General features: G+C 66.5%; 17 protein-coding genes. 11 read left to right on the forward strand and 6 right to left on the reverse strand.

What is annotated here, in order from left to right; all coding sequences use genetic code 11:
• Positions 1-23 precede the first annotated feature (23 nt).
• Positions 24-872, forward strand: a complete 849-nt coding sequence (locus tag ON26_RS30565; RefSeq protein ID WP_040801726.1) for a MaoC/PaaZ C-terminal domain-containing protein — start codon at positions 24-26, stop codon at positions 870-872.
• Positions 869-1927, forward strand: a complete 1059-nt coding sequence (locus ON26_RS30570) for a ferredoxin--NADP reductase (protein WP_040801728.1) — start codon at positions 869-871, stop codon at positions 1925-1927. Before ON26_RS30565 ends, ON26_RS30570 begins: the two co-directional genes overlap by 4 nt.
• 75 nt (positions 1928-2002) lie before the next feature.
• Here ON26_RS30570 and ON26_RS30575 read toward each other — a convergent pair whose 3' ends face one another.
• The 3 genes from ON26_RS30575 to ON26_RS30585 all read right to left on the reverse strand — a co-directional run bounded on the left by ON26_RS30575 (position 2003) and on the right by ON26_RS30585 (position 5954).
• Entirely contained in the window at positions 2003-3241 is a 1239-nt protein-coding gene (locus ON26_RS30575; RefSeq protein ID WP_040801730.1) for a vWA domain-containing protein, read from the reverse strand.
• Entirely contained in the window at positions 3238-4485 is a 1248-nt protein-coding gene (locus ON26_RS30580; protein WP_051027965.1) for an AAA family ATPase, read from the reverse strand. Before ON26_RS30580 ends, ON26_RS30575 begins: the two co-directional genes overlap by 4 nt.
• A 77-nt stretch (positions 4486-4562) precedes the next feature.
• Positions 4563-5954, reverse strand: coding sequence for a hypothetical protein (locus ON26_RS30585; protein WP_040801851.1), 1392 nt, complete (start codon positions 5952-5954; stop codon positions 4563-4565).
• A gap of 372 nt (positions 5955-6326) precedes the next feature.
• On the opposite strand from ON26_RS30585, the gene ON26_RS30590 reads away from it, so the two are divergent.
• The 9 genes from ON26_RS30590 to ON26_RS30630 all read left to right on the forward strand — a co-directional run bounded on the left by ON26_RS30590 (position 6327) and on the right by ON26_RS30630 (position 15009).
• On the forward strand, positions 6327-6887 hold the full coding sequence (locus ON26_RS30590) for a hypothetical protein (RefSeq protein ID WP_040801732.1): 561 nt from the start codon (positions 6327-6329) through the stop codon (positions 6885-6887).
• A 7-nt stretch (positions 6888-6894) separates the two neighbouring features.
• Positions 6895-8235 carry a Dyp-type peroxidase gene (locus ON26_RS30595; RefSeq protein WP_040801735.1) on the forward strand — a complete coding sequence of 447 codons (1341 nt, stop codon included), beginning with the start codon at positions 6895-6897 and terminating at the stop codon, positions 8233-8235.
• On the forward strand, positions 8232-9245 hold the full coding sequence (locus tag ON26_RS30600; protein ID WP_040801737.1) for a hypothetical protein: 1014 nt from the start codon (positions 8232-8234) through the stop codon (positions 9243-9245). The genes ON26_RS30595 and ON26_RS30600 overlap by 4 nt, the downstream gene beginning before the upstream one ends.
• Positions 9246-9305: 60 nt before the next feature.
• Complete coding sequence (locus ON26_RS30605) at positions 9306-10067, forward strand: class I SAM-dependent methyltransferase (RefSeq protein WP_051027967.1); 762 nt, start codon at positions 9306-9308, stop codon at positions 10065-10067.
• 117 nt (positions 10068-10184) lie between these two features.
• On the forward strand, positions 10185-10859 hold the full coding sequence (locus tag ON26_RS30610; protein WP_040801855.1) for a trimeric intracellular cation channel family protein: 675 nt from the start codon (positions 10185-10187) through the stop codon (positions 10857-10859).
• On the forward strand, positions 10859-12115 hold the full coding sequence (locus ON26_RS30615) for an amidohydrolase (RefSeq protein WP_245546133.1): 1257 nt from the start codon (positions 10859-10861) through the stop codon (positions 12113-12115). The genes ON26_RS30610 and ON26_RS30615 overlap by 1 nt, the downstream gene beginning before the upstream one ends.
• 109 nt (positions 12116-12224) lie before the next feature.
• Positions 12225-12680 (forward strand): lipocalin-like domain-containing protein, encoded by a 456-nt coding sequence (locus tag ON26_RS30620; RefSeq protein WP_040801741.1) that lies wholly within the window; start codon positions 12225-12227, stop codon positions 12678-12680.
• A 42-nt stretch (positions 12681-12722) separates the two neighbouring features.
• Positions 12723-13499 carry an SDR family oxidoreductase gene (locus tag ON26_RS30625; protein WP_040801744.1) on the forward strand — a complete coding sequence of 259 codons (777 nt, stop codon included), beginning with the start codon at positions 12723-12725 and terminating at the stop codon, positions 13497-13499.
• Positions 13500-14697: 1198 nt separating this feature from the next.
• Complete coding sequence (locus tag ON26_RS30630) at positions 14698-15009, forward strand: hypothetical protein (protein ID WP_040801746.1); 312 nt, start codon at positions 14698-14700, stop codon at positions 15007-15009.
• 86 nt (positions 15010-15095) lie between these two features.
• Here ON26_RS30630 and ON26_RS30635 read toward each other — a convergent pair whose 3' ends face one another.
• The 3 genes from ON26_RS30635 to ON26_RS30645 are packed head-to-tail and all read right to left on the reverse strand — an operon-like array spanning position 15096 to position 19470.
• Positions 15096-15977, reverse strand: a complete 882-nt coding sequence (locus ON26_RS30635) for a phospholipase D family protein (protein ID WP_040801748.1) — start codon at positions 15975-15977, stop codon at positions 15096-15098.
• Positions 15977-17848 (reverse strand): ATP-binding protein, encoded by a 1872-nt coding sequence (locus ON26_RS30640; RefSeq protein WP_051027971.1) that lies wholly within the window; start codon positions 17846-17848, stop codon positions 15977-15979. The genes ON26_RS30635 and ON26_RS30640 overlap by 1 nt, the downstream gene beginning before the upstream one ends.
• Entirely contained in the window at positions 17845-19470 is a 1626-nt protein-coding gene (locus ON26_RS30645) for a DEAD/DEAH box helicase family protein (protein ID WP_218000661.1), read from the reverse strand. Before ON26_RS30645 ends, ON26_RS30640 begins: the two co-directional genes overlap by 4 nt.
• Positions 19471-19818 lie beyond the last annotated feature (348 nt).

Consider the following 19818-nt stretch of genomic DNA (forward strand, 5'->3'; position numbering starts at 1 on the left):
AGGCCCGACAAAGGAAATCCGCTGTGACGTCTACACCTTCACCTTCCGCCGAGGCCACCGCGGGCCGGTGGGCCGGCGCGGACCTCGGCACCCGCACCGTCGCCTACACCGAGCGCGACGCCATCCTCTACGCACTCGCGGTCGGCGCCAGGGCCACCGAACTCGATCTCGTCTTCGAAGACCGGCTCCGGGTGCTGCCGACCTTCGCGCTGACCGTGGCCCAGTGGGCTCCCGACGAACTCGGCGCGCGCGGCGCCTTCGACACCGCCACCGCCGTGCACGGCTCCCAGCAGCTCACCGTGCTCGCGCCGTTGCCCCGCAGCGGCGAGATCACGATGTCGGCGTCGGTCGGCGCGGTATGGGACAAGGGCGCCGCGGCGATTTTCGAGGTGGTGGTGCGCAGCGAGTACTTCGTCGCCACCTGGTCGCTGTTCGCGCCCGGCGCGGGCGGCTTCGGCGGCGACCGGGGTCCCGCCAAACCGCCCGGCCCGCATGGCGACCCGACCATCGAGGGTCTGCTGCGCACCACCGAGAACCAGGCGGCGCTGTACCGGCTGACCGGGGACCGCCACCACATCCACATCGACCCCGAGGCCGCGGCCCGGATCGGTCAGCCGCGCCCCATCATGCACGGACTGTGCACGCTGGGTGCCGCCGCGGTGGAGATCGCCCGCCTGATCGGCGCGCATCCGGCGGATCTGAGCGCCCTCGAAGGCCGGTTCGCCGCCGTCGTTCATCCCGGGGAGGCGGCCCGGCTCGTCGTGTTCGGCGCGGCGCCGGAAGTCGAGTTCGAACTGATCAGAGAAGGCACACCGGTTATTTCGGCCGGAAAGGCCGTGTTCGCCGAAGTGGAAGGGCAGCAGCCGCGATGACGACAATCGATCAGCCCGCGGTGGCGCGGAGTTCGCGTTCGGTCGTGGTGACCGTCGCCGCGGTGGTGGAGGAAACCGCCGACGCGCGCTCGCTGGTGTTCGACGTCCCCGCCGACCGCCGGGCCGAATTCTCGTACAAGCCGGGCCAATTCCTCACGCTCCGCATCCCGAGCGATCGGACGGGATCGGTGGCCCGGTGCTACTCGCTGGCGAGTTCGCCCTTCGCCGACGAACCGCCGAAGGTGACCGTCAAGCGCACCCGCGACGGTTACGCCTCGAACTGGCTGTGCGACAACGTGGCGGCCGGCGACGCGATAGAGGTCCTCCCGCCCTCCGGGATCTTCACCCCCGCGGACCTGGACGAGGACATGCTGCTCTTCGCGGCGGGCAGCGGGATCACCCCGGTCCTGTCGATCCTGCGCTCGGCGCTGACCCAGGGCTCGGGCCGGGTGCGCCTCGTCTACGCCAACCGCGACGAGCAGTCGGTCATCTTCGCCGGCGAGCTCCGGGAGCTGTCCGAGAAGCACAGCGACCGCCTGTCGGTGACGCACTGGTTGGAGTCCGTGCAGGGTCTGCCCACCGCCGCGCAACTGGCCGCGCTGATCGCGCCCTATCAGGACCACGCGGTGTACATGTGCGGCCCGAAGCCGTTCATGGACGCCGTCCACGACGCCGCCGCCCGCACGGGCATCCCCCGCAACCGGGTGCACGCCGAGACCTTCACCTCCCTGTCGGGCGACCCCTTCGCCGAGGTGACCCTGCCCGACGCCGCCGACGACGCCGAGGCCGCGACCGTCTCGGTCGACCTCGACGGGGCGACGCACGAGCTCCGCTGGCCACGCTCGGCGACCCTGGTCGACGTGCTGCTGTCCAAGGGCGTGACCGTGCCGTTCTCCTGCCGGGAGGGCGAATGCGGTTCCTGCGCGGCCACTTTGACAGCGGGCGAGGTCGACATGGGCAACTGCGGGGTACTCGACGAGCAGGACATCGCCGACGGGTACATCCTGGCCTGCCAGGCCCGGCCGATCAGTGACAACCTCAGCGTGGAGTTCTGAGCCGACCGTCGTGCTCGCCGTGTTCGACTTCGCGGCATGTCGCCGACCCGCGAAGCGACAGTGCGGGGCGGCCCGTCAGCCCACCGTCCCGATGTCGACGACCCGCGCCCAGTCCGGCGGCCGCTTCGGAACGTAGTCGGGATCGTGTTCGCTCCATGATCTCGTCCGGGAGAACAGCCCGACCACCGTCCGGCACGGCGGCCGGGCGGCGGGCCACGGTGTCCGACCGTCGGTCAGAGCGACGAGCACATCGGGACGCGGCTGTGCCCGTAGCGCCCTCGTGAAGCCGACGCGCAGGTCCGTGCCGCCGCCACCGATCAGCGGGATTCCCTCGGCCCGGCACAGCGGGTGCGCGATCCGCGCCGCCGCGTCACACGACAGCACGCTGACCAGGTCGCGGCGACCGCCCACGGCGCGGGAGATGGCGGCGACTTCGAGCAGCGCGCTGCCCAGTTCCGCGTCACCGACCGATCCCGAGGTATCGATGATCACGGTGACCCGGGGCGGCGTTCGCCGCAGGCTCGGCAACACGACGCCCGGAACCCCGGCCGAGCGCCGGGCCGGACGCCCATAGGTGTAGTCCTCGCCGGCACCCGACGCGGAGGCCGCCGACCGGATGGCCGCTCCCAGCAGATCCCGCCACGGCTGCGGCGGATGCACCGCCTCTTCCGCCCAGCGCCGCCACCCCGCGGGCGTGTTCCCCGGACGGCCGATGATGCCCTGCGCCACGCGGAACCGCACGGCATCGCGTTGCTGCTCGGTGAGTCCGTCCGCGCCGTCCGGCCCGAGATCCCATGCCCGATCGATTCCGTCGGCGCCGCTGCCGCAGTCGAGCCAGGCCAGGTCTTCGGTGTGCCGCCCGAGCCGGAACTGGCGCAGGTAGTCCTCCATCAGCTCGCCCGCGCGCAGGCCCAGCGTCGCCGGGACGACAGCGCCCTCCGGTTGGACCAACCCGTCGCCGAACGCGTCGTCGTTGATCTCGGCATCCGCCGCGATGTTCATCCGCAGCCACTCCGCCGGACCGGTCAGGTCGTTCTCGCGAGCGAATCGCTCACTGCGGCCGTGGTGGTCGCGCAGCAGATGCGACACCTCGTGCACCAGTACCGAGGCGAGTTCCTCGACGGGCGTGTACGCCACGAACGCGGGCGAGACGTAGCACCGCCAGTAGCGGTCCACAGCCATCGTCGGCACTTCTCGCGACTCGACGATGTGCAGCGCGTACAGGGCGGTCGCCAGATAGGGGCGGGCGCGCACCGCCTGCAAGCGGGCGGAGAACAGCTTGTCGAAGTCGAGCTTCGCGGTATCCGGCGTCATCGGCCCGCCCGTGCTGCGACCCGGGCCGCAGCCCGATCCGCCCCTTGCGATATCGACACCACGCCCGCGAGCCGTTCGATCGCGGCGGGCACCGTCCAGTCGTCGCGCCGCAGCGTCGCGAGGGTGGTCGCCGGGACGACCACCAGATCCGGCGCCCCGGTCTCCACCGCCTTCACCAGCAACGCCCATGCCGCGTTCCACCGGGATCGCTCCGGATGCCTGCGCACGGCCGCCACGACCGCGTCCAGCACGACCTGACGCAGGTCACCCCGTTCGGGCAGTTCGGCCGCGGCCGGGTCGGCGAGCAGCGCCTCCGGATCGGGGAGGTCCATCCGGTCGATGAAGGTCAGCAGCTCGAAGCCCGGACCATCGCCCACGGCGCCCCGGACCAGCAGGGACAGCACATCCTGGGACGAACCGGCCGCGGTGGCGAAGGCGATCAGCCGCACGGTCATGTCCCAGCTGCGTGGCGACGGCCAGGCCCCGCCACGGCGCGTCTCGGTGCTCGGCAGCCGATGAACGAGCGTCGGCCGCGCCTCGAGCAGTCCGCATACCGCGCGACGCGCGAACGCGACTGCCTCCGGCAGCTTTTCGGGATCGAGTTCGGGCAGCGTGGCGCGCGGCCACGTCCCGCCGAGACCACGCACGACCACATCGTGATCATGGGTCCATTGCAGGTGCACGAACCGATTGGCCAACGGCGGACTCAGCTCCCAGCCGTCCGCCGCCGAGGAGCGCGGGTTGGCAGCCGCCACGATCCGGACACCGGGCGGCAGCCGCAGCGCGCCGATCCGCCGTTCCAGGACCAGCCGCAACAAAGCGGCTTGCACGGCAGGGGGCGCCGTCGACAGCTCGTCGAGGAACAACAGCCCCCGCCCCGCCCGCACGAGCCGCACCGCCCAGTCCGGCGGAGCCATCGGGACGCCGTTCTCCGCGGGGTCGTCGCCGAGGACCGGCAGGCCCGAGAAGTCCGATGGCTCGTGCACGCTCGCGATCACCGTGGTCAGCGGCAGGTCGAGCGACTCGGCGAGCTGGGTCAGCGCCGCGGTCTTGCCGATGCCCGGCTCACCCCACAACAGCACCGGCAGGTCGGCGGCCACCGCCAGCGTCAGCGCCTCCAGTTGAGTGTCGTGGCGGGGTTCGGTCGTCACCTCGCCCAGCAGGCACAGCAGTTCATCGGCGATGTCGAGCTGGGAGGTGCGGGCTCGCTGCGCGACGGGAGCGTCGGGAATGAATGCATACATGTGTGAATCACCTTGTTATCAAGAGAATCGGGACGACGCCAGGTCACGTCGATGGGAGTGGAAGAGGGTCGCCGGGGTCAGCGCAGGGTTGCGTGGCGCGGGTGCGCGCGGCGGTCGCGACGACGAGCGGACGGGTCTCGGGTCGGGCCCGAGCAGGCCGAGCCCGCTCGGAACATCTCGTAGGCGGTCTGCCGTCGCGCGGACTCCTCGAGCGCGTCCAGCAACGCGCCCTCGCGCAACACGGCCTCGGGGCCGAGCAGCCCCTCGACCACGGCCAGCGCACCGGCGATATCGCCGTGGTCCAACCGCTCACGCACCCCGGCCAGGGAATCGGGATGGCGATGGGCCCGGTCGATGGCCCGCAGGCACGGCAACGGAACACCGGTCAGCGCGACCAGCAGTTCCTCCCGCCGGATCTCGGCCGGGTCGTGATCGAGCGCGGTCAGCACGCCGTCGGCCAACCCGATCCGGTGTTGTTCGCCCCGGCACTCCACCACGTACGGACCGGCGGGCCGATCCCCGATCCGGGGCGCGTCGGGCCGCGGATGGTCCGGTGCCAATGCCGCCGCGACCAGCGGGTGAAGTCGATCCGGAGTCAGCGCACCGGCTCGCAGCAATTCCAGATCGGGCAACACCCACGTCGCCGCGTCCGGCAGGACCGGCAGCGCCGGCACCGCGCCACGCGGGTACGCCTCGGCAAGGCGCAACACGGGCCGGCCGTCGCCGTCCGGCCCCGGCTCCACGAGCACCTCGCGCCGCGCCCCGAACCGCACCCGCAAAGGACCGGTCCGCCGCCCTTCGGCGCGCAACACGATGCCCGCCTCGGCGACCCATCGGCCGACGGCACAGCCCACCGGAACCATCTCCGACAGCGCGGGATCCACGCCGCCGTCCGGATATGTTCCGCTTGCGCCGCAACGCATTCGAAGTTCGCCGGCACGTCGCGCATCCCACAGGTGACGATGCAGGTCGAGACGGAAACGCCGATCGGGACGAGGATGCGGATGCGGATGCGGACCGCAGCGGGACCCGTCCCACAGGGCGAGGGCGACCCGCTGCCCGGCATCCGCCCAGGCCGGTGCCGTCCGCACCACCAGCGACACCGAACCAAGTGGGCCACAACCGGTTCGGCTATCCGGTGGTATCCCGTATCGCGCCAGCGCGATGGTCAGCCCCGGCCGCAACAATCCGTCGGGCGCGACTCTCGGCAGATGCCAACGCAACAGATCAGGCGCCAGAAAGCGCAGATCATCCTCGATCCGGCCCGCGACGTCCCGGCCGTAGGTATGCGCCGGCGCCCGCAGATCGATATCGACATCGAAACCCGCGGCGGCGCACGCCCCCGCCCAGTCCCCGGCACGACGCCGGGCAGTCGCGGTCTCGATCATGGAAGGCGGCACGGCGAACTCGCGCACGCGCAGCCAGAAGGACAGTCGGGAATCGTTCCCATTCGTGTTCGCGGTGCCCATCAGCACTCACCGCGCACGAACAGGACCCCCAATCTTTGCTCGGAATGAGTCATCACGGAATCGAGCATAACCCCTCCGCCCCCGAATCGGGCGCCGGTCTTGCCCGCCCTCAGGCCGCATGCCCTGTCCACGACGCCCGGTCAGAGCCCGCGGGCAACGCCAACGGCGGGGTTCATGCCCAGCCTCCGCCGATCGCGTACGACGTGTCCACGGCGGATCCGAGCGCCGCCTTCGATCCCGGCAGCGCGTGACATCCGCATCGCACGAGGTCCGATGCGCGGCGGCGAGATATCGAGAGGGTCTCACCGGGCCAGGTGAGCAACTTCCTCGCTATTCTGGTTCTCGGCGGCCTGGTCCCGATTGGAGGACGACATGCCCGCGAGCGATCACGAATGGAGCGAACCAGCGGCACTGGCCATCCCCGCGGAGGGCTATTTCGAGCTGGAGCGGGGCCGGTACGGCCCGGTCTATCCACGAACCCCGGCGTGCTACGGATTCTCCATCATCGCCAAGGTCAAACCGGGGCGCGAAGAGGCCGTCCGCGAGTACGGGAAGCAGATCGAGCGCGCCGTGGCCGACGATCCACATGTGCTGGCGCCGCTGCGGCTGCACTATCTGCGGTGGTTGTTGTTCGATGTCGGCTCGGGACTGCATTTCCAATATCAGGGCATCTTCGACACCGATTTCGACAAGTACACCGAGGACGCCGTGACGCTCTTCGGACAGACCGGAATCACCACCGTCTTCACCAATCTCGAGGGATTCCCGGAGGATTGGAAGGAGAATCCGGCGGCATTCGCCCGTTTTGTCCGGGAACACCAATGCCCCAGCTTCCTGGAGTACGGCGAGTATCCCTCGGTCACCTCCGAGGAGATCAAGAAGGCGCTGCGATTGAAGGCCGCGTTCTCCGACATGCTCGACCAGATGCAGTGAGAGCCTCATGCCGACGCTCGAACTCGACGATATCCAGCACATCCTGCTGACCCGCACCCCGGCGACGACCGGCCGCTACGAGTTCCTCTCCTTCGACGATCCGGCCGGCGGCCGGGCCTGGCTGGCCGCCATGGTCGACCGCGTACAGTCCGCCGCCGACGCCCGCGCCACGATGGAAAGCACCGAACACTGGATCACCCTGGCGTTCACCTGGCGCGGGCTGCGGGCGCTCGGCGTGCCGGACGAGGCGCTGGCCACCTTCCCCGACGAGTTCCGTGAGGGCATGCCCGCCCGCGCCGACATCCTGGGCGACACGGGCGCCAACCACCCGACGAAATGGGTGGGCGGGCTGGCCGGCGACGACCTGCACGCCATCGCGATCCTGTTCACCCGCACCGAAGCCGAACACCTGCGGTGCACGACAGAACACGACGAGCTGGTGGCCCGATGCCCCGGCGTGCGCGTGCTGTCGTGTCTGGATCTGAGCGCGACGCCGCCGTTCGGCTACGCCCACGACCATTTCGGGTACCGCGACCGGTTGTCCCAGCCGGTCATCGAGGGGTCCGGCGACATGCCGACTCCGGGCTCGGGGGCGCCGTTGCAGCCCGGCGAGTTCATCCTCGGCTACCCCGACGAGGAAGGGCCGCCGCACGGGCTCCCGCAGCCGGAGATACTGTCCCGCAACGGCAGTTATCTGGCCTACCGGCGGCTGCGCGAGCATGTCGGCGCGTTCCGTGACTATCTGCGCGAGCACGCCGATACTGCGGAGGGGCAGGAACTGCTCGCCGCGAAGCTCATGGGACGCTGGCGAAGCGGCGCTCCTCTCGTCCTGGCGCCCGACCACGACGACCCGGAATTGGGCGCGGATCCACTGCGCAACAACGACTTCGGCTATCAGCAGATGGACCCGCACGGCTACGCGGTGCCATTGGGCGCGCATGTGCGGCGCCTCAATCCACGCGACACGGCAGTGAACATGAACCGCCGCAGGATGATCCGCCGGGGCGCCACCTACGGCCCCGCCCTGCCCGAAGGGGTCCCCGATGACGGCGCCGACCGGGGTATCGCCGCATTCATCATCTGCGCCAGCCTGATTCGCCAGTTCGAGTTCGCCCAGAACGTCTGGATCAACGACAAGACCTTCCATGAGCTGGGCAACGAACACGATCCCATCTGCGGCGCGCAGGACGGCACCCTGCAGTTCACGGTCCCGAAGCGGCCGATCCGCAAGGTTATTCCCCGGCTGCCCGCGTTCACCACACTCACCGGTGGCGCCTACTTCTTCCTCCCCGGCATCGGCGCTCTCCGGTATCTGGCCGCTCTCCACACCGAAGAGGTGATCTCATGAGCGCCCCGTCGCCGGCACGCACCTACAACCAGACCCACGTGCCGCGCAAGCACGACGGGCACAGGCGGATGAGCATCTACTGGGCGTGGAGCTATCCGTGGGAGGCCCAGCGCGATCCCGCCGAAATCGACAACCGCTTCTCCACGATGACCGAAGTCCGCATCGCCGCATGGCCGAACTACGAGACCCCCGCCTACGACGCGGCGCACTTCCTGCAGGGCATCGCGGGCACACTGGAGCTGTTCCATCGCTCGACACTGGCGTTTCAGCAACTGGCCGGGGAGGTGACCGGCCATCGCGTCGCGGTGTTCCAGCGCATCGATCAGGCCGGCTACCCATTGCCGATCGACGAGCGGATCCTGGCCAACACCGACACGCTGATGGTGTTCGGGCTCGATCACCTGCTCTCCGGGCAGGAGGCCGCACCCGCGGAGTGCGCCGCGATCCGGGCCTGGTTGCAGCGGGAAGGCACCTGCCTGCTGTTGGCGCCGCACCATGACGTCGGCTTCACCGACGACTACGCGCAGCGGCAGATGGAATACCTCCACCACGGCGACCGGCTGACGCCCCGGCAACAGCGGTTCGGCCGATACACCCGTTCGCTGATGAAGGCCCTCGACGTCCCGGTACACAACATCTGGGGTCTACGCCCCGCGGTCGTCGACGGTACCGGCGCGATCGCTCCCCTCACCGCGTACCGCGATCTGGACACACCCCGGCTGCTGGACACGGTCACGACATTCAATTTCCACCCCCATCTGCCGCACTACGAGCTCACCGCCCCCGAAAGCGACGCGCTCCGAGTCCTGGGCCGACAACGCATCGACCTCACGCGGCCCCACCCGTTCACCGAAGCGGGCAACACGGAATTCAACGCGCTGGTCTGGATGCCACCCGCCGGCCCGCGCGCCGGTGACATCGTGCTCATCGACTCCACCAACTTCACGACGCTGTTCGGCGGCACCGAGAGCCTCCAGAACCTCTGGCGCAACTTCGCCACCATGACCTGACCACGGCATCCGCCCGGACCCGCACAGGATGTGGCCCCGTCCACGAGCAAAGGAGCAGTCATGGGCAAGGAACCGAACCACGATGGGCAGCCGGACTTCGAAGCGCTGTACCGCGAGGCGTCGCCGGAACAGGACGCTCCCGCGACGATCCCCTGGGATATCGGCGAACCGCAGCCGGCGGTGCGCCAGCTGGTGGCCTACGGCGCCCTGCGGGGCGAGGTGCTCGACCCGGGAACCGGCCCGGGACACCACGCCATCCACTTCGCGTCCAAGGGCTATGCCACCACCGGAATCGACATGTCGCCGACGGCGATCGAGCGCGCCGAACGCAACGCGGACCGTGCCGGGGTGCGGGTGAACTTCCGGGTGGCCGACGCCACCGAACTCGACGGGCTGGAGAATCGCTTCGACACCGTCGTCGACAGCGCGTTCTACCACGTGTTCCTCGACGACGAACAAACCCAGACCCGGTACCTGCGGGCCCTGCACCGGGCCACCAGAGCCGGCGCGCGACTGTTCATGTTCGAATTCGGCCGCCACAACGTCAACGGCCTGCAGCCCGAAGGTCTGCCCGCGGAGAACTTCGAACGTGTGCTGCCCGCGGCCGGGTGGCGCATCGACGACCTGGGGACCACCACTTTCCAGGCCACCTTCAGCCCGGACACCTTCACCCGTCTCACCCAGCAGATCGGCGGCGACGATTCGGGATGGGCCGAGCGGATGAGGCCGGTGCAAGAACAATTCCAGATCATCGCGCCCTTGCTGAAGAACAACCGCGTGCACCTGCCCGCGTGGGCCGTGACCGCCACCCGCCTCGACTAGCGATCCGGCACAGCCCGGTTCGACCATCGACAACAAGATCGCCGGCCGGCCGGAGTTCCATCGGGCGCGGCCTCGGCGACGTGTGTACGGAACGTCTCCGCGGCCTAGGGTGTGGTGATGGCAGACGCTGTGGTGTCGGTTCCGGATCTCATGCGGGTCCTGGATCTGACGGGGGTCCTTGCCAACGGATTGCTCGGCGGGGCGGTCGCGCGGAGGATGCGACTCGATCCGATCGGTTTCGGGGTGCTCGCCATCGTGTCCGGGCTCGGCGGCGGCATCATCCGCGACACATTGCTGCAGCAGGGCGCACCGATCGCGCTGACCGACTACGCGTACCTGACCACCGCGATACTCGCCGCCGCGGTGGCGTTCGTGGTGCGGTTCGAAGGTCGCACCTGGGACCGAACGTTCCCCTTCGTCGACGCGCTGGCTTTGGGCTGCTGGGCCGCGGTCGGAGCGCAGAAGACCCTGCTGGTCGGGTTCGGCTGGCTCCCGGCGGTGTTGTTGGGCATGGTGACCGCGGTCGGCGGCGGCGCCGTACGCGACATCGCGGTCGGCGATATTCCGGCGATCTTCGGCGGGAACACGCTCTACGCGTCGTGCGCGCTGGTCGCCAGTGGCACACTGGTGGTCATCCACTATTCCGGGCACCCCCAGGCTGCGGTGCTCACCGCCACGACGGTCGGCGCGGTGTTGTGCCTGCTCGCCCGCTGGCGGGGCTGGATGCTCCCACACGAGGTCACCTGGCGTCGTCCTTCCCCTTTCCGGCCCGGCAGGGGAAAGGAGAAGTGATGCACACACCGGGGAGAACAGCGAAGGTGTTGTCCGGGTCGGCCGATGTCCGCACATGGCAGGAGCCCTTCTACCGGGACCTGCACCAGCATCCGGAACTCTCGCATCGGGAGCATCGCACCGCAGCGCTGGTCGCGGACCGGCTGCGCGGGTTCGGCTACGAAACCCACGACGGCGTCGGTGGCACCGGCGTCGTCGGTGTACTCCGCAGCGGCGACGGCCCCACTGTGCTGCTCCGGGCGGACATGGACGCACTGCCGATCCGAGAGGCGACCGGACTGCCGTACGCCAGCACCGTCTCCGCGACCGACGCGGCCGGTGACCCGGTGCCGGTGATGCACGCCTGCGGCCACGACATCCACGTCGCCTGTCTGCTCGGTGCCGCACAACTGCTCGCCGACGGCACCGACCACTGGCGGGGCACCGTGATCGCGCTCTTCCAGCCGGCCGAGGAGACCGGTGACGGGGCCCGCGCGATGATCGACGACGGACTGGCCGAGCTGGTGCCGAAGGTCGATGTCGCCCTGGCCCAGCACGTGCTTCCCGCACCGGCGGGCACGGTCGGCACCCGTCCTGGGCCGGTGTTGTCCGCGGCCGACAGCATGCGCATCACCGTCCACGGACGCGGTGGGCACGGCTCCATGCCCCAGGCCACGATCGACCCCGTGGTGCTGGCCGCGATGATCGTCGTCCGGTTGCAGACCGTCATCTCCCGGGAGACCGCACCCGGCCGGGCGGCGGTGCTGACCGTCGGCCGGATCGCTGCCGGCAGCAAGAGCAACATCATCGCCGAACACGCGGTTCTCGAACTGAACATCCGAACCTACAGCGACGAGGACCGCGACACGATCCTGGCCGCCATCCGCCGAATCGTCGTCGCCGAGTGCCAGGCCTCGGGGTCGCCCGAAGAGCCCGAGTTCGAGATGTTCGACCGGTTCCCGCCCACTGTCAACGACCCCGAGGTCACCGCACGGGTGGCGGCCACCTTCACCGAGCACTTCGGCGAGCACGCCACGACACTGCCTCCGCAGAGCGCCAGCGAAGACTTCAGCGACCTGCCCACCGCCCTCGATGTGCCCTACACCTACTGGGGAATCGGCGGCATCGACCCCGACACCTATCGCCGAGCCGAGCAGGCCGGACGCATCGCACAGGACATCCCCGTCAACCACTCCCCCACCTTCGCGCCGGTGATCCAACCCACCCTCGCCACCGGAACAGCAGCCCTCGTCGCCGCCGCGCTCACCTGGCTGTGATGAACAATCGGACACCGTATTTCCCTGTCACGACGAGGCGGGCCGACACGGCGCGCGCAACAGGTGGCGTTCGAACCGAAGCAGTGTCCATCGATCACCGGAGGTAGTGATGACGACAGATTTGCGCGGCAGGCTGATCGGCTCGTGGAAGCTGGTGTCGTACAGAGAGATTCCCGTGGACGGGTCCCATCCGTTCGAACCGCTCGGACACACCCCTCGCGGCCTGATCATCTACACACCGGACGGCTACATGTCAGCACAGTTGGCCGCACCCGACCGCCCGAACTTCGCTTCGGGTGACTGGTTCGACGGGACAGCAGAGGATTACAGCTCGGAGGCATCCTCCTACATCGCGTACTCGGGGCCGTTTCATGTCGATGAGGACGCACAGACACTCACTCATTCGATGTTCGTGTCCCTGTTCCCCAACTGGACCGGCCAGACCCAGCCACGGCGGGTCACGCTCGACGGCACCACCCTCACGCTCGGCACCACATCACCGATCCGATCCGGCGGCACGACGGTCGACTCGGTCCTGACCTGGCACCGCGCCGAACCGAACTGACCGACAAGACCATTCCGACCTCTGCACTCGAAGGAGTAACACATGGGCACCGGGCGACGCGTGGTGGTGACAGCAGGGGCAGGCGGTATCGGACTCGCAATCGCACAGCGGTTCGCGGCCAACGGGGACCGAGTGCACATCTGCGACATCAACGACAAGGCTCTGCAACAGGTCACCCGCGAGAACCCGTCGATCAACGGCACCGTCTGCGATGTGTCGGATCGGCACGCGGTCGAGACATTCATCGCGACCGCAGCCGATGACCTCGGCGGCATCGACGTGCTGATCAACAATGCCGGCATCGCCGGGCCCACCACCTCTGTGGAAGACATGGACCCCGACCGGTGGGATGCTGTCCTCGCGGTCAATCTGACCGGCACCTTCAACGTCACGCGACTGTCCATCCCGCATCTGAAGAAATCCGATGCCGGTGTCATCATCGTCATGTCCTCACTCGGTGGACGATTCGGATACCCAGAACGCAGCCCCTACGCGACCACCAAACGCGGATTGATCGGCTTCGCGGAAACACTGGCCATCGAGCTCGGCGGCGACGGAATACGGGTCAACACCATCGCCCCCGGCGCCGTCGACGGCGACCGCATCCGACAGGTCCTCGCCGGACGCGCCGCATCCACCGGGCGCAGCCTCGAAGAGGTGACAGCCGATGCTTTGAGCATCCAATCCATCAAGCGGTTCGTCGACCCCGACGACATCGCCGCACTCGCGGTCTTCCTCGCCTCCGACCACGCCACCTCGATCTCGGGGCAGACCATCCCCATCGACGGTAATTCCCGCGCCGCCCAACAAATGAGATAGCCGCACGACGGCACAGCGATGATCTGGCCCCTGTGGACGAGGCCATCGTTGTCGCGCTGGATCTGGTAGTGGCCGATATGGCCGACCTGCAGGCGACGCAGCGAGTTCTCGACCGCTGTCACGAACCAGCGCCGCGAGGCGCCCTGCTGGGGTCTGCCGGTCGACGAGCCACCCGCTGCTGGTGCTTATCCAGGTCGCGAGGAAGGTCGGAATTTGTGCAACGCAAACAGCCCGAGGGCGCAGCCGATAGTGAGAGCAAGCTCGGCGAATGCCGACTCGGTATTCGTGGTCGGGTGCTCGCGGTCCCACACCCTCGACGCGACAGGCGACGCCGACACCACTGTGGGGAGGTACAGCGTGGCGATGGCCAGCACCCCGCTGGATGGGTCGTTCGGCCGAGGTGTGATTGTCGTCAGAAGTGTCGTCAAATGAGAAAAGGTCCGACATGATGTCGGACCTTTTCCCTGGTGGAGCTAAGGGGACTCGAACCCCTGACTCCACTGCGAGAAAATGCCAGGTCAGCAATCTGGTGCGGGGCTCTCACCGCAGGTCAACAGCCGTTTCGCGACCGTTCGTGCCATTTCAGGACCAAAGCTAACCTCCAGGTGGTGACGGCGTCAACGTCGCAGGTCATCCAGCCCCCCCTTTGAGTGGTGGTGACCGCGTCACCACCACCGAACCCGGCTACAACATCCACACCCGACGTGAGGTTCTCGCCAGCCGTTACCGAGGGGCGTCGATCGTCGCAGGTCACCGAAGCCACCTACTACCGGGAGGCGTAACCAATTCGGCCGGTTGAAAGCTCACTCCACCAAACCGCTCAGAGACCTCGAATGGAGAACTCGGCCCTGAAGCGAGTGCAGCAGTCGGGCGGCGGGCTCGTTCCCGGTCAGAGCGTCGGCCACTCCCTGCACGGCAACGCCGGACGCCATGGTCATCGAGGGCCGGGTCGACGGGCCGACAGTCAGCACCGTTCCGACAGGCGCAATCGGCCAGTCCCCGATGAAGAAGCGAGACCAGGTGGACGCTTTCGAGGACTCGGCATTGCGATGCTGCCGTGACCATCGCCCTCATCGTGCTCCGCGCTGCCCAACGTGTCGTGCTCGAGGAGAAGATTCGAGCTGCATCAGTCAAGAGCATGGTCGACAAACGAGGCCTCCAGTCGACATCTGGCCCCACTGTTAATTGAGGAGATGAAATGTCCGAAGAGTTTCGCCTTGTGCATTTGCCGCTGCGACTGTTGGTGCGCAATGAGTTCAATACTCAGTGGAATGCGTTCGGCCCGTACTTCGACGATTTCCACGACCTAGTCCAGTACATGAGAGAGTCCCAGATCTCCCGGGCACGGAAGCGAATTGTGCAGGTCTGGATTCGCGACCGACGGGAGCACGGCGAAGTGCGATACCGAATGACGACCGTATGGGAAGGCACCCGTATTTCTTCCGGCATGGGCAAGCGCTTCGCCGTAGAGACTCCCGAGTACCCCCGAGACTACGATTCCCGTGACTGACAGCGGAAGCTGGACCCACACGCCCAGCGGGCGAGTGCTCGATCACTCATCCGCCCAATCTGTCTCCTATGACGGCAAAATCGCCGTCACGCCAGTTCTCTTCCCGGCCGGATCTCCCATGTCTCGACATCGGTGTAGAAGCTGCCGAAGTGCCGTAACCACGCAGCGATCGTTTCGGACGCTCTCTTTGCCAATTCGCCGGTCATGCCGACCGTTTCCTGCAGTGCAATTTGCAGCTCGACATTGGTGAGGGAGCCGCCTTCCACCAACGTCTTGAGGACAGGGATGGCGTGCAACCGAGCCTCAATCCAAGCTGAGAACTCCTCCTCGGATAGCCCGGGAGGGATGCCGAGGCACGCAAGATCTCGGAGAATGGCCGCCTCAACCGATCGACTGTACCGAACCCGCCCGCAGTAGTATCCGTAGACGACCTGCGGACGGCGTGTTACCGGGTACCATTCCTGCCGAGGGCTAGATACTGACTCATTCTTCAGCAGGTCCGCTTGCTTTCGAGCCATCTCTGCCATGTGTGATGATGCCTCGACAGCTTGTCTCTGGATCTCCGTGAGTACCCGATCTACTTCGGAGTGGTTTGCGGGGATTTCGACCAGGATTTCGATATTCGAATATGCAGCCAGACCTGTCGCCTTGCCGGTTAGGTTTGCCGACCCGAGCAGACAATGGTCGTCGGCGAGATAGAGTTTCGCATGCAGTCGCGGGCACAGCGCAATATGCAGCCGTTTGTCCTCCGCAGCGAGTTCGATGATCTCGGGGTCAGAGACACCGGCTGCGACCTCCTCGGGGACCCACCTAGTTACACACTTGATGCTATCGACGACGTCAGGAACCACGGCGAGCGTAGCGGCCAGGACGTCTCTCTTGATGAACGGCGCAACCAGCGTGACCTGCTCACGTGCCCCGGCCATAAGTTCTGAGACCTGCCGCCAAATATGGGCGGACTCGGTCACTAGTCGGCCCCTCCGTCTACGAAGTCGCGAGCATATCGGCCCCACTCTCGTCGGGCGTCGGCGATCCGTTCACGCTCTTTGTCTGGATAGGTTTCGTCTTCCATGCGAGCCCAGGAAAAGAGGAGGAGCTTGAAGGTTTCTGCTGCTTGTTTGAGCCGGTCGCGCAGATCGTACTCGTCGGCATCCTTGGGTACTTCTTCGAGGACGGCCATCAATTGGTCATGGACCGGGTGCCTCTTGTTGAAGATCACCTGAAGCATGCCGGCCATCAGGTCGATGCCGAAGAAAGCGGACGTGTCCTGGAAACCGGAGATCCACCGGGCCCGCGAGTCCTGTTCGAGGGCCTCTTCGACCATGGATTTGGCGGTATCTTCGTCGAGATGGTGCGTCTTCGTGAGGGACTCGACCTGTTCATGCCGCTTGCTCTCTTCGGTAGCATCTTTATCCAGGTCATCGGTCTTACCGGTGTGCCCCTCCGCTCCACGGCGTTTGACAGTGTCGGTTGCCCTGGATGCGACGTCATCGCTGTAGCGCTTATTACCCTTGCGATTACCCACAGTTTGCTGCTTCAGCTTGTTGCGCATGCTCTTGAGCAGCTTGTTTTCCAGGTATTCGACCAGGTCGATCAGTGGAAGCCGAGGGTCTCCGAGGTCTTTGAGTCGCTGTCTGAATTCTTTCGGGGATTCGCCAGCTTCGGCGTGGGCCCGCCAATCGAAGTGCGCCAAAGAGGAAAACACTGTGGCGCTCTGTTTGTTATTCGTCACCCCAAATACCGAGTCAAGTTCCGGCGGAAACTCGATCTCGATGCCCCACCACCGCTCCGTTGGCTCGTATCCGATTGCCCATGAAGTGTCGAGTTCCAGTTCGCGCCCCTGACGCACCAACGAGATACCGATATTGCGGCCAGCGTGCTTCCCCCAAGGCAACCGGCCGGCGTCGCCCGTGGCACTGATTCCCGCAGGCCAGGGGTGTCCATCCACATCGCCGCGGCGAGCCTCTGGCCGGGCAATCGATGCTCGAACCGTGATGTTGTACTTCTTGCCGTTGTAGGTTACCGGGATCTCGCGGAAACCTGGCTCGGCTTCGTTGCCCATCGAGTGCGGCATGAACATCGGTTTGCCCGAAAACGGCTCCGGAACAGAATTCGAAGCCATCAGGTAGAGCGGGTCATTGGGTTCTACCCTCTTGAGGGCGCTGTCCACGACCTTCCCGTCGCGGACGGGCGCCAGACGGATGTCGACACGTCCATCATTGATGTAGTACCGGTATATCCGGCCGATCAGGTCGGCGGTGTTCCGCAAGGTGGCGGCAGCGCCGTACCAGTTGACCCTGTCTAGTTCGCTCCACACAACGAGGGTGCCAGTGGGGCCGAGTCCTTCACTCAGGTCTTGCCAATAGTCCGGCAGTGGCTGGTGTGTGGGTTCGGGTACATCGTCGACCTGGCCTTTCTCTATCTCTTCGAGGCTGAGGTAAGTGTGCATGGCGTTGGCCGGCCCGTTTGTCCAGGACCAGACGTCAAGTCGGGTGCACTGTGACATGCTCGAGTTAGGCAGGCCCATGCCGAAGCGGCCGATGCGAGTGGGATCGGTGCCGTGCCCGTCTCCATATTTGAGCGCGCGACGCAGCGTCGGAGGGGCCATGCCCTCACCGTTGTCGAGAACCGCGATTCGCTCGACACGGTAGCTGGTGCGCGACTCGACCATCACGGGCGCTTCGCAGGCGAAGACCTCGACGAGTTCGGCCTTTGCATCGATGCTGTTGTCGATCAGTTCCGCGAGGGCATATGCGGTGTTCTTGTAGCCGCTGTCTCGCATGGCTTTAACGGTCAGCGTGGGGCTGACGATCCGGTAGTTGCCGTCTTCGCTGGTCACGTTGTCTCCCATACGTCTTCCCAGTTCGTGAATGCTTCTGCCACATCGCCGAATCCGGGGAGTTCCGGGTTGACGACGGTGACGATTTCGCAAGTGGCGGTCCCGCCGGCCTTCGGTCCACGTATCACGCGGCCTACCATCTGGCTGTAGAGAACCAAAGATTTGGTGGGCCGGGCTATCACGGCCGCGCTAGCGGCCGGTGCATCGAATCCGGTTGTCAGGACGCCGAAGTTGCACAGAACCATGGGGCGCCGACCGGCTCCTTTGAACCGAGAAATGACCTGCCCCCGGTGCCGAGGGGAGGACTCACCCGTGACGAATTCTGCATCGACCCCGGCAGCGGACAACACCGCTGCAATCAGTCGGCAGTGCTCGACTGATGCAGCGAACACCAGAATCCGATTGTGCTGCTGAAGTAGGTCGGTGATCGTCTCAATGATCTTGAGGTTCCACTGCTCGTCTTGGGCGAGCTCGGCCAACATGGCAGGTGGAATATCGAACGACTTCGCCAACAGCTGCTGCTCACGTGCGGACAAGTGCGTTCCTGCTTTGGCGGCCACGGTACGCATCAGTGGTCTCGCCAGGTATCCCTGTTCGATGAGGGCCGTGACCGGGTTGGTGAAGCCCTCGATCTCCAGCATGACTTTCTGCCGGGAAAAGTAGTCGGAGAGCTCCTCATCTTTGGATATATCAGCCCACGTCCGCCCAGGGGTGGCGGTCAACCCGAGAAGGCTGGCGTCGTAGCGGATCGTCAGGTCATCGACGACGGCTTGGTAGGTCGGTGCAATGATCTGATGTGCCTCATCGAATACCGTCAGCGTGCTGCGGGCTGCCAGGGTGGTCAGGAATGCAGGGTCGGTTTTGGCGGCGGATACGGCCTTCTCCAAGCCGAGGACCACAAGGCCGTCGGTGAGGTCGTCCAGAGTCGTCGGGGTCGTCCCCCACAGACGGACTGCGGACAGAGGTCGATCCCCGAGATTTTTCCAAGCTTTGTCGAACTCGGCGGCGGCCTGCTCCAGAAGTTCACGCCCGTGCGCCAGCCACACCACCACGGTCGGTTCGTTTTTCCGCAGATGATCGCAGATCAGGCTCATGCCCGTCCGGGTCTTGCCGACGCCGGTAGGCAGGTGCAATACCACCCGTCTCGGGCTGTCGTAGAGAAGCTCCTTCACACGGGCGGCGGCGCGGCGCTGATGCGGGAATAGAGCGTAGTCCGGCGCGGTGCGTGCGCTGTACAGCGGAGGAAGAGAGGGTGCTCGATCGACCGCAAGTCCTAGGAACTCAAGGAGCTCGCGCCGCTGCTCCGCTATCCAGTCGAGCTCGCGCAGGCAATCCAGCGGTGACTGACCGTCGACGCGCGCGCCGAGCCTCTGCACCAGTTCGATCTGCTTCGGCTCCGGAAGCAATCCGAGCAGCGTAGCGCGCTCGGCACCGTCGGCCACCAACCGCTCCACGTCGATGTTGATCGAGGCGACGGCCCGGAGTCGATCACTGTCGGCCGCACCGCCGTTGAGCAAATCGAGAAGTGCACACAGCCGATCCCCAAGCTGCTCCCGGATGTACGGCATCGGCGCCATCTCGACAAGTTTCTTGAACGAGATGCCCGGTGACCACACTGTCACAGACCCTCCCACCCCCTTCGTGGATAGCAGTGCATACACACACCATCCGACGCCACCGTCGTCATCGAACTCCCACCTCTGGTCGAGCGCGCCGAGCACACCATCCCATGCGCCTGCGGCGCGCCTCAGCGCGCACGCCATCCTAGTAGCGCTCACCGACAGTGGGTGTGGCTCAGCCGAATGAGCCAGATAGAGAGCGCTTTTCGAGCCTGACGGACAGCCCCATGAGATCCTCCAACAGGTCACGTTGGCGGCGCCCTCTAGCGGTGAGATAGAGATCTCCCCGACCTCCATGCAACGCCCTCGCAGAGTCACACCCTGAGACTAGGATCGCCTTATGCTCCTGGC

Source organism: Nocardia higoensis NBRC 100133 (assembly GCF_000308595.1).
Lineage (GTDB): Bacteria > Actinomycetota > Actinomycetes > Mycobacteriales > Mycobacteriaceae > Nocardia > Nocardia higoensis.